This is a genomic window from Deltaproteobacteria bacterium, assembly GCA_016183235.1.
Lineage (GTDB): Bacteria > UBA10199 > UBA10199 > DSSB01 > JACPFA01 > JACPFA01.
On record JACPFA010000005.1, the window covers coordinates 1 to 15,305 of the forward strand.

At 44.7% G+C, this 15,305-nt stretch carries 13 protein-coding genes and 1 tRNA gene; all 14 read left to right on the top strand.

What is annotated here, in order from left to right; translation table 11 throughout:
• A partial coding sequence (gene tuf, locus HYU97_01040) for an elongation factor Tu (protein ID MBI2335335.1) occupies positions 1–316 on the top strand: 316 nt, incomplete at its 5' end.
• 3 nt (positions 317–319) lie between these two features.
• A complete protein-coding gene (rpmG, locus tag HYU97_01045; GenBank protein MBI2335336.1) occupies positions 320–469 on the top strand; it encodes a 50S ribosomal protein L33 in 150 nt (49 codons plus the stop codon).
• 108 nt (positions 470–577) lie between these two features.
• A tRNA-Trp gene (locus HYU97_01050) sits at positions 578–650 on the top strand.
• 24 nt (positions 651–674) lie between these two features.
• Positions 675–1,058 carry a preprotein translocase subunit SecE gene (gene secE, locus HYU97_01055; protein MBI2335337.1) on the top strand — a complete coding sequence of 128 codons (384 nt, stop codon included), beginning with the start codon at positions 675–677 and terminating at the stop codon, positions 1,056–1,058.
• 11 nt (positions 1,059–1,069) lie between these two features.
• The gene (nusG, locus tag HYU97_01060) at positions 1,070–1,600 is read left to right on the top strand and encodes a transcription termination/antitermination protein NusG (protein ID MBI2335338.1); all 531 of its coding nucleotides are present in this window, start codon (positions 1,070–1,072) and stop codon (positions 1,598–1,600) included.
• A gap of 3 nt (positions 1,601–1,603) precedes the next feature.
• Positions 1,604–2,026, top strand: a complete 423-nt coding sequence (gene rplK, locus HYU97_01065; GenBank protein MBI2335339.1) for a 50S ribosomal protein L11 — start codon at positions 1,604–1,606, stop codon at positions 2,024–2,026.
• 3 nt (positions 2,027–2,029) lie between these two features.
• The gene (locus HYU97_01070; protein ID MBI2335340.1) at positions 2,030–2,725 is read left to right on the top strand and encodes a 50S ribosomal protein L1; all 696 of its coding nucleotides are present in this window, start codon (positions 2,030–2,032) and stop codon (positions 2,723–2,725) included.
• 79 nt (positions 2,726–2,804) lie between these two features.
• Positions 2,805–3,320, top strand: coding sequence for a 50S ribosomal protein L10 (gene rplJ, locus HYU97_01075; GenBank protein MBI2335341.1), 516 nt, complete (start codon positions 2,805–2,807; stop codon positions 3,318–3,320).
• Positions 3,321–3,330: 10 nt separating this feature from the next.
• Positions 3,331–3,714 (top strand): 50S ribosomal protein L7/L12, encoded by a 384-nt coding sequence (gene rplL, locus HYU97_01080; GenBank protein ID MBI2335342.1) that lies wholly within the window; start codon positions 3,331–3,333, stop codon positions 3,712–3,714.
• Positions 3,715–3,792: 78 nt separating this feature from the next.
• Positions 3,793–7,902, top strand: coding sequence for a DNA-directed RNA polymerase subunit beta (rpoB, locus tag HYU97_01085; protein MBI2335343.1), 4,110 nt, complete (start codon positions 3,793–3,795; stop codon positions 7,900–7,902).
• A 3-nt stretch (positions 7,903–7,905) separates the two neighbouring features.
• Entirely contained in the window at positions 7,906–12,018 is a 4,113-nt protein-coding gene (gene rpoC / locus HYU97_01090; protein ID MBI2335344.1) for a DNA-directed RNA polymerase subunit beta', read from the top strand.
• Between the two features lie 199 nt (positions 12,019–12,217).
• Positions 12,218–12,592, top strand: coding sequence for a 30S ribosomal protein S12 (locus HYU97_01095; GenBank protein MBI2335345.1), 375 nt, complete (start codon positions 12,218–12,220; stop codon positions 12,590–12,592).
• Positions 12,593–12,602: 10 nt separating this feature from the next.
• Positions 12,603–13,073, top strand: coding sequence for a 30S ribosomal protein S7 (rpsG, locus tag HYU97_01100; protein MBI2335346.1), 471 nt, complete (start codon positions 12,603–12,605; stop codon positions 13,071–13,073).
• Positions 13,074–13,078: 5 nt separating this feature from the next.
• A complete protein-coding gene (fusA, locus tag HYU97_01105) occupies positions 13,079–15,163 on the top strand; it encodes an elongation factor G (GenBank protein MBI2335347.1) in 2,085 nt (694 codons plus the stop codon).
• The last annotated feature ends 142 nt before the right edge of the window (positions 15,164–15,305 follow it).

The window sequence follows — 15,305 nt, forward strand, 5'->3', positions numbered from 1 at the left end:
CCAGGTATTAGCGAAGCCAAAGAGTATCACGCCGCACAAGAAGTTTAAGGCCGAGGCGTATGTTTTGACGAAAGAAGAAGGTGGTCGGCACACGGCATTTTTCAAGGGATATCGGCCGCAGTTTTATTTTAGGACAACCGATGTGACGGGAGTGGTGACATTACCAGCGGGAGTAGAGATGGTGATGCCCGGTGACAATGTAACAATGGAAGTAGAATTGATCACCCCGATTGCGATGGAGAAAGAGTTACGTTTTGCTATCCGTGAAGGTGGTCGCACCGTCGGTGCTGGCGTTATTACGGAGATATTGGAGTAAGGGATGAGAGTCATCATTCAATTAGAGTGTACCGTTTGTAAAGAACGCAATTACTCGACAACAAAAAATAGAACAAAAACCCCTGATCGGTTGGAGAAGAAGAAGTATTGTCGCCGCTGCCGCAAACATACTCCTCATAAGGAAACGAAATAAAATTTTCCTTAACCTCTATTTTCCATTTTCTAATGCTATTCTCTAATTTTGCGCAGATTAAGAGAAAATGGCATTGGAGAATAGAGGAAATTTTGCTGCGCAAAATTTAGGGGAGTAGCTCAGTTGGTAGAGCGGCGGTCTCCAAAACCGTAGGTCGCAGGTTCGATCCCTGTCTCCCCTGCAAACCTCTATTTGGAATTGAACTATGGATAATAACCCCTACAAACAGTGGATTGATTTAGGGTTGCTGTTAGCCACCCTAATATTAGGCTATTTATTGGGCAATGTTTTAGAGATAGGTTGGGTTGCGCTCAACCTTCCTTTTAAAGAAGATTGGCCCATTCAATGGCCTGAAATCATCGGCTATCTAATTTCGTTTTTAGTGCTTGTAATTATTCGCAGAAATGATAGGGTCACCGCCTTTTTAAACGAAGTAGCCTTAGAAACCAGCAAAGTGGTGTGGCCTACTCCTAAAGAAACAGGCCTTTCTACAGTAGTAATCATCATCATGGTAGGCGTGGCTGCGTTGCTGCTTTATGCATTTGATTTTATCTGGGGCTCTTTAGTGAAGGCCTTTTTCAACTTTTAGGCATTAATAATATGACGCTCAAGTGGTACGTTGTTCATACTTATTCAGGTTTTGAACAAAAAGTTAAAAAGGCTCTGGAAGAAAAGGTTAGGTCTTTGAAAAAAGAGCCCGCCTTTGGGGAAGTGTTAGTTCCATCCGAAGCCGTTGTGGAAATGAAGAAGGGTGTTAAGAAAGAGAGCACCCGCAAATTTTTTCCCGGTTATATTTTTGTGCAGATGGATTTGAATGATGAAACTTGGCATCTGGTTAAAAGCGTTCCTAAGGTAACCGGGTTTGTTGGAAGCTCCATGCATCCTCCGGTGGTTCCCGAAGAAGAAGTAAAGCGAATCACTCGGCAGATAGATGAAGGGTCGTTAAAACCAAAGCCAAAAAATATTTTTGAACGGGGTGAAAACGTTCGGGTCATTGATGGGCCTTTTTCAACGTTTATTGGTACGGTTGAAGAAGTTAACCCTGAAAAGGGCAAACTAAAAGTTCTGGTCAGTATTTTTGGTCGGTCAACTCCGATCGAATTAGATTTTATGCAGGTGGAGAAGAGTTAAGTTATGGCTAAAAAGGTTGTTACACAAATTAAACTACAATGTCCGGCAGGGCAAGCCAATCCGGCGCCTCCAGTTGGGCCAGCTTTAGGTCAACATGGGGTTAACATTATGGAGTTTTGCAAGCAATTTAATGCTGCAACTCAAAAACAAGCCGGCCTCATTATTCCGGTGGTTATCACGGTTTATTCCGATCGTTCTTTTAGTTTTATTACCAAAACTCCTCCGGCCAGCATTTTATTAATTAAAGCAGCTAAGATTGAAAAGGGCTCTGGAGTTCCTAACAAAAATAAAGTGGGCACGGTTACTAAAGCTCAAGTAGAAGAAATCGCCAAAACAAAAATGCCCGACTTAAATGCCTATGACTTGAACGCAGCCGTTAAAATTATTGAAGGCACGGCTAGAAGCATGGGGATCGAGGTAAAGTAATTTATGGGTCAAGCTGGAAAAAAATATCGAGCGGCTTTGGAAAAGGTAGATCGTGAAAAACGTTATCCTTTAGAAGAGGCTTGCGTTTTGCTCAGTGGTCTTAAAATAGCCAAGTTTGATGAATCGGTAGATGTATCGATTAATTTAGGGGTTGACCCCAAGCAATCTGATCAACAGGTGCGTGGTGCTGCGGTTTTGCCGCACGGTCTAGGTAAAACGATTCGCGTGCTAGTTATTGCCAAAGGCGACAAAGCTGACGAAGCCAAAGCGGCCGGGGCATTAGAAGTGGGCGACGAAGCCTTAATTGAAAAAATTGCCGGTGGTTGGCTTGAGTTTGATAAATTGGTAGCGACTCCCGATATGATGGCAAAAGTTAGTAAATTGGGAAAGATCTTGGGGCCTCGTGGGCTCATGCCTAACCCTAAGCTTGGTACGGTTACTTTCGAAGTTGCCAAGGCTGTCAAAGAATTACAATCGGGTAAAGTTGAGTTTAGGGTCGATAAGGCGGGGATTGTTCATGCATCAATTGGTAGATTGTCTTTTGGTGCTGAGAAGATACAAGATAATATTAAAGTTTTAATTGATGCGTTAGTTCGTTTAAAACCCCCGACTAGCAAGGGGATTTATTTAAAGAGTATGGTCCTTTCTTCAACGATGGGGCCAGGGATTAGAATTGATTCTCAAGGCCTGCAAGCTTGAAGGGAATTTTAGTCAAAGACTACAGGTAGAAGATCTTAGGTTTTTCGTAAATCCTGTATAGACAAGAGGAGTACTTAAGTTGGAACGTGCCGAGAAAGTGCAAGAGGTTGAAGCCCTCAAGAAAAGCTTTAGTTCAGCAAATTTGACCCTATTAGCAGAATATCAAGGGCTTACGGTGGCTAACTTAACCCGATTGCGGGTTGATCTCCGTAAGAATAATGCCCACGTAAAAATTGCCAAAAATACTTTGTCCAAAAAAGCCATTGCCGGTACCGAACTCGATGTTTTGAAGCCTTATTTTGAAGGCCCTGTGATGGTGGTGTTTGCAAAAGAAGATCCAATTTTGCCTGCCAAGGCCTTGGTGAAATTTTCGGAAGAATTCGAAAAATTCAAGATTAAAGCAGGCATACTAGAGGGTAAACTTTTAGCACCCCGTGACATTGAAGGGTTGTCTAAACTGCCTTCCCGCGAAGAACTTTTGGCAAAAATGTTGGGTTCATTAAAATCACCCGCACAAAAATTGGTCAACGTGTTATCGGCCTTGTCGCGGCAAGTGGTCACGGTGTTGGCCGCAATACGAGATAAAAAACAATAGGAGAATAGTCATGAGTAAAGTAACTGCTGAACAAATCATCGACAGTGTTTCCCAAATGACGCTACTTGAAGTAGCTGGGTTGGTTAAAGCCATGGAAGAAAAATTTGGGGTTTCTGCTGCAGCCCCGGTTGCCGTTGCGGCCGCAGGTGGCGCTGCTGCAGGTGCTGCCCCGGTTGAAGAAAAGACGGAGTTTGATGTTATCCTAGCCGAAGGTGGGGATAAGAAGATCAACGTCATTAAAGAGATTCGGGCGATTACCACTTTAGGTCTCAAAGAAGCTAAAGACTTGGTAGAGGGTGCACCTAAAACAGTTAAAGAAGGTGTAAGCAAAGACGAAGCCAATAAGATTAAAGAGAAGCTCGAAGCGGCTGGCGCTAAAGTTCAAATTAAGTAGTTTTAGTCTTGTCGTGGATCCCGGCTCAAGGCCGGGATGACGTGGGGCTCGTAGTCACATTTATGAAGAGGAGTATCCATGGATCTTTCCGGGATCAATTTTTATCGCGTACGAAAAGACTTCTCCCGACTTGAAAAAGTACTTGAAACACCTGATCTGATTGAAATTCAAAAAAATAGTTATCGCAAATTTTTGCAGGGTGATGTTTCGCCTGAAGAGCGCACTGACAGTGGTTTGCACGGTGTTTACAAAAGCGTTTTCCCGATTCGGGATTTTAATCAAACGGCCTCGCTTGAGTTTGTGAGTTACCATTTTGAAAAGCCGCCTTATGATGTCTCAGAATGTCGCGAGCGCGGCATGACCTATTCTGCACCTTTGAAAGTAGTCGTGCGTTTAGTGGTGTGGGATATGGCCGATGAAGAAGGTAATCGTAATATTCGCGACGTGAAGGAGCAAGAAGTCTATTTTGGCGAAATCCCGCTTATGACAGAAAATGGTTCCTTTATTGTTAATGGGACTGAACGTGTTGTTGTGTCGCAGTTGCACCGTTCGCCGGGTGTTTTCTTCGAACACGATAAAGGCAAAACCCATTCCAGTGGCAAGTTACTCTATTCGGCTAGAATCATTCCTTACCGTGGCTCTTGGTTAGACTTTGAATTTGACCCCAAAGATATCATTTATATGCGCATTGATAAGCGCCGTAAAATGCCTTGTACCTTGCTGATTCGCGCTTTGGGTTTGTCGGTTGAAGAAATCTTGGCTTATTTTTACGAAGAAGAAATCATCCATCTTCATGGCAAAAATCTTTACAAAGAATTAAACCCCAATGTGTTGGTTTTTCAACGCGCAGTTAAAGACATTAAAGACCCTAAGAAGGGTGAAGTGCTGGTGAAAAAGGGTCGTAAATTTTCAAAAATATTGGTTGAAAAATTACAGGCCGCCAAGGTCGATGAAATCCCTGTGTTGGCCGAAGACATTGTGGGTAGGCCTGTGGCCCACGACGTGGTTGACCCCAACACCGGAGAAATTCTTTTAGAATGCAATCAAGTTTTAACAGCAGAAAAATTAGCCGAACTTACCGATAAAAAGGTTAGCGAAATTCCCTTGCTTTATGTTGATAATTTGAATGCCGGGCCGTTTATTCGTAACACCCTGTTGATTGATAAGGTCAACTCTCAAGAAGAGGCCTTGTTAGAAATTTATAAACGCTTGCGCCCTGGAGAACCCGCCACCATTGAAACAGCCACTAACTTTTTTGAAAATCTTTTCTTTAATCCTGAACGCTATGATTTATCGAAAGTGGGCCGACTCAAAGTTAATTACAAATTTGGTTTTGATCTCCCCATAGAAATAGGCACCTTGCGTAAAGAAGATATTTTAGAAACCATTAAATATTTGGCCAGGCTTAAAGATGGTTTTGGTGCGATCGATGATATCGATCACTTAGGCAATCGCCGTATCCGTGCGGTTGGTGAATTGTTAGAAAATCAATATCGGATTGGTTTGGTGCGTATGGAGCGCGCCATTAAAGAGCGTATGAGTTTGCACGAAATTGAAACTCTTATGCCTCACGATCTTATTAACCCAAAGCCCGTAGCGGCTGTAGTCAAAGAATTTTTTGGTTCGAGTCAGTTGTCGCAATTCATGGATCAAACCAATCCTTTGTCTGAGATTACCCACAAGCGCAGACTTTCAGCCTTAGGGCCAGGCGGTTTAACCCGAGAGCGAGCCGGTTTTGAAGTGCGCGACGTTCATGCCACTCACTATGGTCGGATTTGTCCTATTGAAACACCCGAAGGCCCTAATATTGGGCTCATTTCTTCGTTGGCATCTTTTGCTCGGGTTAACGAGTATGGCTTTATTGAAACGCCTTATCGTTTGGTCAAAAATGGCAAAGTGACCGACGAAATTGTGTATCGCTCAGCTTTAGATGAAGAAAATTATTATATTGCCCAAGCCAATGCCCCAGTTGATAAAGACGGTCGATTTACCGGTGAGTTTGTGAACTGCCGAAAAAATGGAGAATTTCTTTTGGCACGGCCTGAAGAAGTGCAAATGATCGACGTGTCTCCCCGCCAATTGGTCAGTGTGGCAGCCTCGCTCATTCCCTTTTTGGAAAATGACGATGCGAACCGCGCCTTGATGGGTTCGAACATGCAACGTCAAGCGGTGCCTCTGATTCGAACTGCAGCCCCTTTGGTAGGTACCGGGGTTGAACGTAAGGTGGCGGCAGATAGTGGTGTCACCGTGATTGCCCAGCGTACTGGAGTTGTGCAAAGCGTCGATGCCACCCGCATTGTGGTTGCCGCTGAAAAGACGGGTAAAAAGTCAGGTGAGAGCGAAGTTGATATTTATAATTTAACCAAATATCGTCGTTCAAACCAAAGCACCTGTATTAACCAACTTCCTATTGTTAAAGTGGGTGATCAGGTCAACGCCGGCCAAACCTTGGCAGATGGGCCGGCTACCGATTTGGGTGAATTGGCCTTGGGCTATAATGTCACCGTGGCTTTTATGCCCTGGGGTGGTTATAACTTCGAAGACTCTATTCTTTTATCAGAGCGCTTGCTCAAAGAAGATATCTTCACCTCCATTCATATTGAAGAGTTTGAGTGTATCGCGCGTGACACCAAGTTAGGCAAAGAAGAAATCACTCGGGATATTCCTAATGTGGGCGAAGAGGCCCTCATGAACCTTGATGATTCGGGGATTATCCGAATTGGAGCAGAGATCAAGCCCGGGGACATTTTGGTGGGGAAAATCACCCCCAAGGGTGAAACTCAACTTTCTCCCGAAGAAAAATTATTGCGCGCGATTTTTGGAGAAAAGGCCGGTGATGTGAAAGACACTTCGCTCAGAGTACCGCCGGGTGTAACAGGTACCATTATTGATGCTCAGGTATTTTCTAGAGAAGGGGCTGATCTCGACGAACGTTCTAGAGATATTTTAGATAAAGAAACCTCTAAGCTCTTTAAAGATCAAGAAGAAGAAATCAAAATTGTCAAAGCCAGTTTTGCAAAAAAGATTAAGACCTTGCTGTCGGGGCACGTCAGCTCTTCTAAAGTGGTTGATGAAGATGAAGAAAAGATTTTGTTGGCCAAGGGTAAACCCATTACCGAGGCCGTGCTCAATTCAATCCCTTTTGGAAAATGGAATGAAATTTCGGTGCAAGGTGGAGAAGGTGTTGAAGATGAGTTAGGCGAAATTTTAGAGCAGGCCGAAGAAAAGATTGATTTCATCAAAATGGTCTACGACTCCAAACTTAGCAAACTCCGCAAGGGTGATGAATTGCCCCCGGGGGTTATTAAGATGGTCAAAGTCTTTGTGGCTATCAAACGAAAGATTGCCGTGGGTGATAAGATGGCGGGTCGCCATGGTAATAAAGGGGTTATTTCCAGAATTTTGCCCGAAGAAGACATGCCCTACATGGATGACGGCACCCCCGTTGATATTGTTTTAAATCCACTCGGCGTGCCTTCGCGTATGAATATTGGCCAAATCTTAGAAACTCATTTAGGTTGGGCGGCCCAACACTTGGGTAAACAAATCCAAGATTTTATCACTAAAGAATTTAGCCGAGAAAAACTCATCGCCTTTTTGAAAAAGATTTATGGCGCCCCGGCTGTGCATAAAGCAGTTCAAGAGTTAGATGATGATCAATTGAAGGCCTTTTGCCGTCGGGTAAAAGAGGGTGTTCCTATGCAAACCCCCGTGTTTGATGGTGCCAAAGAAAGCGACATGAAAGCGATGCTTGCCTTGGCTGACCTTCCTTCCAATGGCCAAACCCTACTTTTTGATGGTCGAACCGGAGAGGCCTTTGAACATGCGGTTACCGTCGGCGTGATGTATATGTTGAAGTTGCATCACTTGGTCGATGATAAGATTCATGCTCGTTCCATTGGGCCCTATTCACTCGTTACTCAGCAACCCTTGGGTGGCAAAGCGCAGTTTGGTGGGCAACGCTTGGGTGAAATGGAAGTTTGGGCCATGGAAGCCTACGGCGCAGCCTATTGTTTGCAAGAGTTTCTAACCGTTAAATCAGACGATGTCGTAGGTCGTACTCGTATGTATGAATCGATTGTCCGAGGTGATTGTACCTTAGAGCCAGGGTTGCCAGAATCTTTTAAAGTCTTGTTAAAAGAAATGCAAAGTTTGGCGCTTAATGTCGAATTGTTAGAGGAACGATAAAATATGGATATCCAAAATTTCTTTGAAAAACCCAAAGACCCCGTCATTTTTACCGGGATGAAGATTAGCCTAGCTTCTCCCGAAATTATTCGGTCGTGGTCGCATGGGGAAGTGAAGAAGCCTGAGACCATCAACTATCGTACTTTTAAACCGGAACGGGATGGTCTTTTCTGTGCTAAGATTTTTGGGCCAGTCAAAGATTACGAGTGTAATTGCGGTAAATATAAACGCATGAAGCACCGGGGTATTGTTTGTGAAAAATGCGGTGTTGAAGTTATTCAATCAAAGGTTCGCCGTGAACGGATGGGGCATATTAATTTAGCAACCCCAGTTGCCCACGTTTGGTTTTTGAAAAGTCTGCCCAGCCGCATTGGTCATATACTAGACACCAGTTTGAAGGATTTAGAAAAAGTACTTTATTGTGAAAATTATATTGTTACCAACCCAGGCGCGAGTACCCTTGAAGAAGGGCAAATTTTAACCGAAGATAATTATCAAGAAGCCAAAGAAAAATGTGGCGACACCTTTACCGCCAGAATGGGTGGCGATGCGGTTTTAGAGTTGCTCAAGAAAATCGATGTTGATGAGATGGCCAAAAAACTTCGCAAGGCATTTGAAACGACCAATGCCGTGGCAACTCGCACCAAATTGGCAAAACGTCTCAAAATTATCGAGGCGTTCCGTGATTCGGCCAATAAACCAGAGTGGATGATGTTGGAAGTCATTCCCGTTATTCCACCGGATTTGAGGCCTTTGGTTCCCTTAGAAGGTGGGCGCTTTGCAACCAGCGATCTTAATGATTTGTATCGTCGTGTGATTAACCGTAACAATCGTCTCAAAAGATTGATGGAGCTTAATGCCCCTGAAATTATTATTCGTAACGAAAAGCGAATGTTACAAGAATCGGTTGATGCTTTGTTTGATAATGGTCGCCGTGGCAAGGTATTTACCGGGCCTAATCGCCGTCCGTTACGTTCTTTGTCAGATATGATTACTGGCAAGCAAGGTCGGTTCCGTCAAAATTTATTAGGCAAGCGGGTTGATTACTCCGGCCGTTCGGTTATTGTCGTGGGGCCTGAGTTAAAATTACACCAATGTGGGTTGCCAAAATTAATGGCCCTCGAATTGTTCCGGCCTTTCATTTACCAAAAGTTAGAATTGCGTGGTTTAGTATCCACCATCAAGAGCGCCAAGAAAATGGTAGAAATTGCCAAAGACGAAGTATGGGATGTGCTCGATGAAGTGGTCAAAGAACATCCGGTTATCCTCAATCGTGCCCCCACTCTGCATCGCCTCGGCATGCAAGCCTTTGAACCCGTCTTGATTGAAGGCAAGGCCATTCAATTACACCCGCTGGTTTGCGCAGCTTTTAATGCTGACTTTGACGGTGACCAAATGGCGGTTCACGTGCCTTTATCAAAAGAAGCGCAGATTGAAGCCCGAGTACTGATGATGTCGACCAACAATATTTTGTCGCCGGCCAATGGTAAGCCCATTATCACCCCCACTCAAGATATGGTTTTGGGTATTTATTATCTTACCCGTGAACGTTCTTATATGTTGGGCGAGGGTAAATATTTTTCAAATCCCGTTGAAGTGCGTATGGCCTACGATAGCGGGCAGCTCAATTTGCATGCTAAAATCAAAGTTCGTTTATCAGGCCAATTAGTCGAAACTACCTGTGGGCGAGTTTTATTTAGTGAAATTGTCCCCAAGGCCATTCCCTTTTCAAGTTACAATAAAGTCATGGATAAAAAGGGCATTGCAGAATTGGTTGATATTTCATTCCGGGTTGCCGGTAATAAAGAGACTGTTTTGTTGGCTGATCGTTTGAAAAATCTTGGTTTTCAATTTTCGACTCGTGCGGGGATTTCCATTTGTATTGATGACATGAGAATTCCTAGCACTAAACAAGAGCACTTAGATAAAGCCTATGGCGAAGTTCGCGAAGTAGAAGAGCAATACACCGAAGGTCTCATCACCAATGGGGAGCGTTACAATAAAGTCGTCGACATTTGGGCACAATGTACCGAGGCCATTGCCGGTGATATGTTGCAAGAAATGAGTAAAGAAGAAGCGATTGGTGGCAAAGAAGGCAAGATGACACAAAGTTTAAACTCTATTTATATTATGGCCGATTCAGGTGCCAGAGGCTCAGCCCAGCAAATGCGCCAATTAGCCGGGATGCGTGGTTTGATGGCCAAGCCTTCGGGTGAAATCATCGAAACCCCGATTACGGCTAATTTCCGTGAAGGCCTTAATGTGTTGCAGTATTTTATTTCAACCCATGGTGCCAGAAAAGGTTTGGCCGATACGGCTCTCAAGACCGCTAATTCAGGTTATCTGACCCGTCGGTTGGTTGATGTGGCTCAAGATGTGGTGATTCATGAAATCGATTGTGGTGCTTTAGACGGCATTTACATGCAATCGCTTACCGAGGGTGGTGAAATCATCGAGCAGTTGGGCGATCGTATCTTGGGCCGGGTCACCTTGGAAGATATCCACGATCCTTTTACCAATGAACTTATTGTTGAAGCAGGCGTTGAAGTCGACGAAGCCGTGGTTGAAAAAATTGAAGAAGCTGGCATTGAGAAAATTAAAATTCGCTCTGTGCTCACTTGCAAATCTAAACGAGGCACCTGTGTTAAATGTTACGGTCGTGATCTGGCGCGGGGGCATTTGGTCAATCTTGGCGAAGCGGTTGGAGTTATTGCCGCCCAATCGATTGGTGAACCTGGCACGCAGCTGACCATGCGTACTTTCCATATTGGTGGTGCGGCGAGTCGACGGGCAGAGCAATCCGCCTTAGAAAATCGTAACGGTGGGCGAATCAAATTTATTAATGTTGCTCAGGTAACCAATGTCGAAGGCTCTTTAACCGTCATGAACCGTCATGGTGAAATTGCGGTGGTTGATGATGCGGGCCGAGAACGTGAAAAATATAAACTCACCTATGGTGCAAAATTATTGGTTAAAGAGGGCGATCAAGTAAAACCCAATACTTTGTTATCAGAATGGGACCCCTACAGCATCCCCGTGCTTACTGAAGTTGACGGCAGTATCAAATTTGAAGATATTATCGACGGCATGACCATGCAAGATAGGGTCGATGAAGTCACGGGTCTTTCTAACCGAGTTATTACCGAGAGTAAACAACCCAATCTTAAACCACGCATTTCTATTTTAGATGAGAAGGGTCATGCCAAAAAATTACCCCATGTGCAGGCACTCGATGCCAGTTATCTTTTGCCAGTGGGAGCTATTTTAATTGTTCACGAAGGTGGGCCGGTGCGTGCGGGTGATGTTATTGCCAAGATTCCTCGCGAAACCACCAAAACTAAAGACATCACGGGTGGTCTTCCTCGGGTGGCAGAATTGTTTGAAGCTCGCAAGCCTAAAGACGTTGCGGTTATTACCGATGTGGATGGCGTGGTCTCTTTTGGTAAAGACACCAAGGGCAAGCGTAAAATTGTTATCACACCAGATAGCGTGGGCGATCCTCATGAATATCTTATCCCCAAGGGCAAGCACATCTCGGTTCGAGAAGGTGATCGTGTGGTGGCTGGTGAACCCCTAATGGACGGCTCCAGCAATCCCCATGATATTTTGCGGGTGTTGGGAGAAAAAGAACTGGCTCGGTATCTGGTTGATGAAATTCAAGAGGTTTATCGATTGCAAGGTGTTAAAATTAACGACAAACACATCGAAGTCATTGTGCGGCAGATGTTACGTAAAGTGCGCATTAGTGAACAGGGCGATACCACCTTCCTCATCGATGAAACGGTCGATCGAGAAGAATTTCGCAAAACTAACGAAGAAATCAAAAAAGCTAAGAAGCGCCCAGCCGTGGCTGAGCCCATTTTATTGGGTATCACCAAGGCTTCTCTCAACACCGAAGGGTTCCTCTCGGCTGCATCCTTCCAAGAAACCACTCGGGTACTCACCGAAGCAGCTGTTTCTGGGAAAACCGACCATCTCAAGGACCTGAAAGAAAATGTTATCATGGGTCGGTTAATTCCTGCAGGAACCGGTTTGCGTAAATATCGTGAGATTCGCTTTGAAGTTGACGAAACGGAAGGACAAGGCGAAGAAGCTTTCGATGCGAGGGCAAGCTAAATGTTTCGGCTTAAAGAAAACTCGTTAAATAGTGAGAATTCTTTATCATTACCTTGACAGTTTTACCCCATGCATGTTACTTAACCTGCCGTTTTTTTATTTTCTAAGCTAGCTTTTTGCAACCTATTGAATTTACAAAGGTTTTAAAAAGCCAACCTTGGAGATTTTAATCTTTTAGATGATGAGGCCTTGAACTCGAATGCCTACGATTAACCAACTGATCCGCGTAGGGCGGCAGAAGCAAGCTTGGAAGAGCTCTTCGCCTGCTTTGCAAAACTGCCCACAAAAGCGAGGGGTGTGTACTCGTGTTTACACCACTACCCCTAAAAAACCTAACTCCGCTTTACGTAAGGTGGCGCGGGTAAAATTGACCAATGGCATCGAAGTCACGGCTTATATTCCAGGCGAAGGTCATAATTTACAAGAGCACTCTGTGGTTTTGATTCGCGGGGGCCGGGTAAAAGATTTGCCAGGGGTTCGTTATCATATCATTCGTGGGACGCTCGATGCCGTTGGGGTAGAAAAAAGACGGCAAGCGCGTTCAAAATATGGGGCTAAACGTCCTAAAAACTAGGTGAGAGCTTATGTCGCGTAAAGGAAAAACCGTTCATCGTAAAATTTTGCCTGATCCTAAATACAAGGATAAGTTAGTGGCTAAGCTCGCCAACAAAATAATGTGGGGTGGCAAAAAAAGTTTAGCTGAACGTATTGTTTATGGAGCCTTTGATATTATTGGTAGCAGGTTAGGTGATGATCCGCTCAAGGTTTACAAACAGGCGATGGATAACATTAAACCAGTACTTGAAGTTGTGTCGCGGCGAGTCGGGGGTGCTAACTATCAAGTGCCTATTGAAGTTCGCTCTGACCGGCGAGTGACTCTGGCCCTGCGGTGGCTTATTACTTATGCTCGCGAAAGAGGCGAGAAAACCATGAAAGATCGTTTAGCCGGAGAAATTATCGAGGCCTACCATAATCGTGGCGCGGCCATTAAAAAACGTGATGATGTTCATAAAATGGCCGAGTCTAACAAGGCCTTTGCACATTTTAGGTGGTAGGGGAAATGGCGACTTATTCTTTAGAAAAAACTCGAAATATTGGCATCATGGCCCACATCGATGCGGGCAAGACCACCACCACGGAAAGAATTCTTTTCTATACGGGTAAAACCCACAAATTAGGTGAGGTCCATGAAGGCACGGCCATCATGGATTGGATGGAGCAAGAGCAAGAACGAGGTATCACCATCACCTCGGCTGCTACGACTTGTTTTTGGAAAGATGTTCGGGTCAATATTATCGATACCCCAGGGCACGTGGATTTTACCATCGAAGTTGAACGCAGTTTGCGCGTGTTAGACGGGGCCATTGGGGTGTTTTGTGCCGTGGGTGGGGTTGAACCTCAGTCTGAAACGGTGTGGCGGCAAGCCAATAAGCACGGTGTCCCTCGGATTGCCTTTATCAATAAAATGGATCGCATTGGCGCCGATTTTTTCAATGTTGTGAAGATGATGGAAGAGCGTCTTGCTACCAAGGCCGTCCCTTTTCAACTGCCGATTGGGGCAGAAGATAGTTATTCGGGTCTGATTGATCTTATTGCGATGAAGGCTGTCCTATTTGACGAAGAAAGCCTAGGCGCTCGTTACGAGATGGTTGCCATCCCTGACAATTTAAAAGAACTAGCGCAGAAATATCATGATAAATTAGTGGAGTCGGTGGTTGAGCAAGATGAAAAACTCATGGAAGCCTATCTTGAAGGCAAAGCTCCAACCGTTGAAGAATTAAAAAATGTGGCGCGTAAAGCTACGATTGCCATGCACATCACGCCGGTTTTGTGTGGCGCTTCTTTTAAAAATAAGGGTGTGCAACAATTGCTCGATGCCGTCATTGATTATCTGCCTTCTCCTTTAGATATTCCTCCTGCCGAAGGTAACGATCCTGATGATCCAGAAAAAGTCATGCATGCCGACCCCGATCCTGACAAGCCTTTTGCCTCCTTGGCCTTTAAAATCATGAACGATCCCTATGTTGGCAATCTTACTTTCTTTCGGGTTTATGCAGGTACTTTAGAGTCGGGTTCTTACGTTCTTAATTCCACTAAAAACAGAAAAGAACGCATTGGTCGTTTGTTGCAAATGCATGCTAATAAACGCGAAGAAATTAAAGTCGTGCATGCGGGTGATATTGCGGCGGCTGTGGGCCTCAAATACACAACCACAGGTGATACCCTGTGTGATGAAAATAAACCCATTGTGCTCGAGTTGATGGATTTTCCTGATCCGGTTATCAGTGTTGCGATCGAACCCAAGAGTAAGGCCGATCAAGAAAAGCTGGGCCAATCTTTACAAAAACTTGCGATTGAAGATCCTTCTTTCCGCGTCAAGGTTGATACTGAAACGGGCCAAACTATTATTTCAGGGATGGGCGAATTGCATTTGGAAATCATTGTTGATCGTTTGGTGCGCGAGTTTAAGGTCGATGCCAATGTGGGTAAACCACAAGTGGCCTATCGTGAAACGATTACCAAATTGTCCGAAGCTGAGGGTAAATATATCAAGCAAACCGGTGGTCGTGGTCAATATGGTCATGTGTGGTTAAAGATCGAACCCAATGAACAGGGTAAGGGTTTTGAATTTATCAACAAGATTGTGGGCGGTTCGGTGCCACGCGAATTTATTTCTCCCGTTGAAAAGGGCGTTCGTGAAGCGCTCGATAATGGTATTATCGCGGGGTATCCTTTAGTTGATATTAAAGCCACTTTATTTGATGGTTCTTTCCACGAGGTCGATAGTAGTGAAATCGCCTTTAAAATTGCAGGTTCTATGGCTTTGAAAGCTGCTTGTGAACGAGCGGGCATGGTTTTGTTAGAACCCATCATGAAGGTCGAAGTGGTTTTGCCCGAAGAATTTATGGGTTCGGTAGCTGGTGATTTGAGTAGCCGCCGCGGCAAGATCATGGGCACCGAAATGCGGGCTGGCAGTCAAGTGATTCGCGCTGAAGTTCCGTTGGCCAATATGTTTGGCTACTCAACAGATTTGCGTTCAGCCACTCAAGGTCGTGCAACTTACACGATGGAATTTGCTTATTATGAGAAAGTGCCAGAGAGTGTGGCTAAAGAGATTATTGCTAAAACAAAAGGTAAAGTTTAAAAAAATATCGTCATCCCGGACGAGCTTGCCCCGGACTTGATCCGGGGATCCGGGATCCATATAATAAGGAGCAAAGTTATGTCGAAGGAGAAATTTGATCGGAAGAAGCCGCATGTGAACGTGGGGACGATAGGGCATGTAG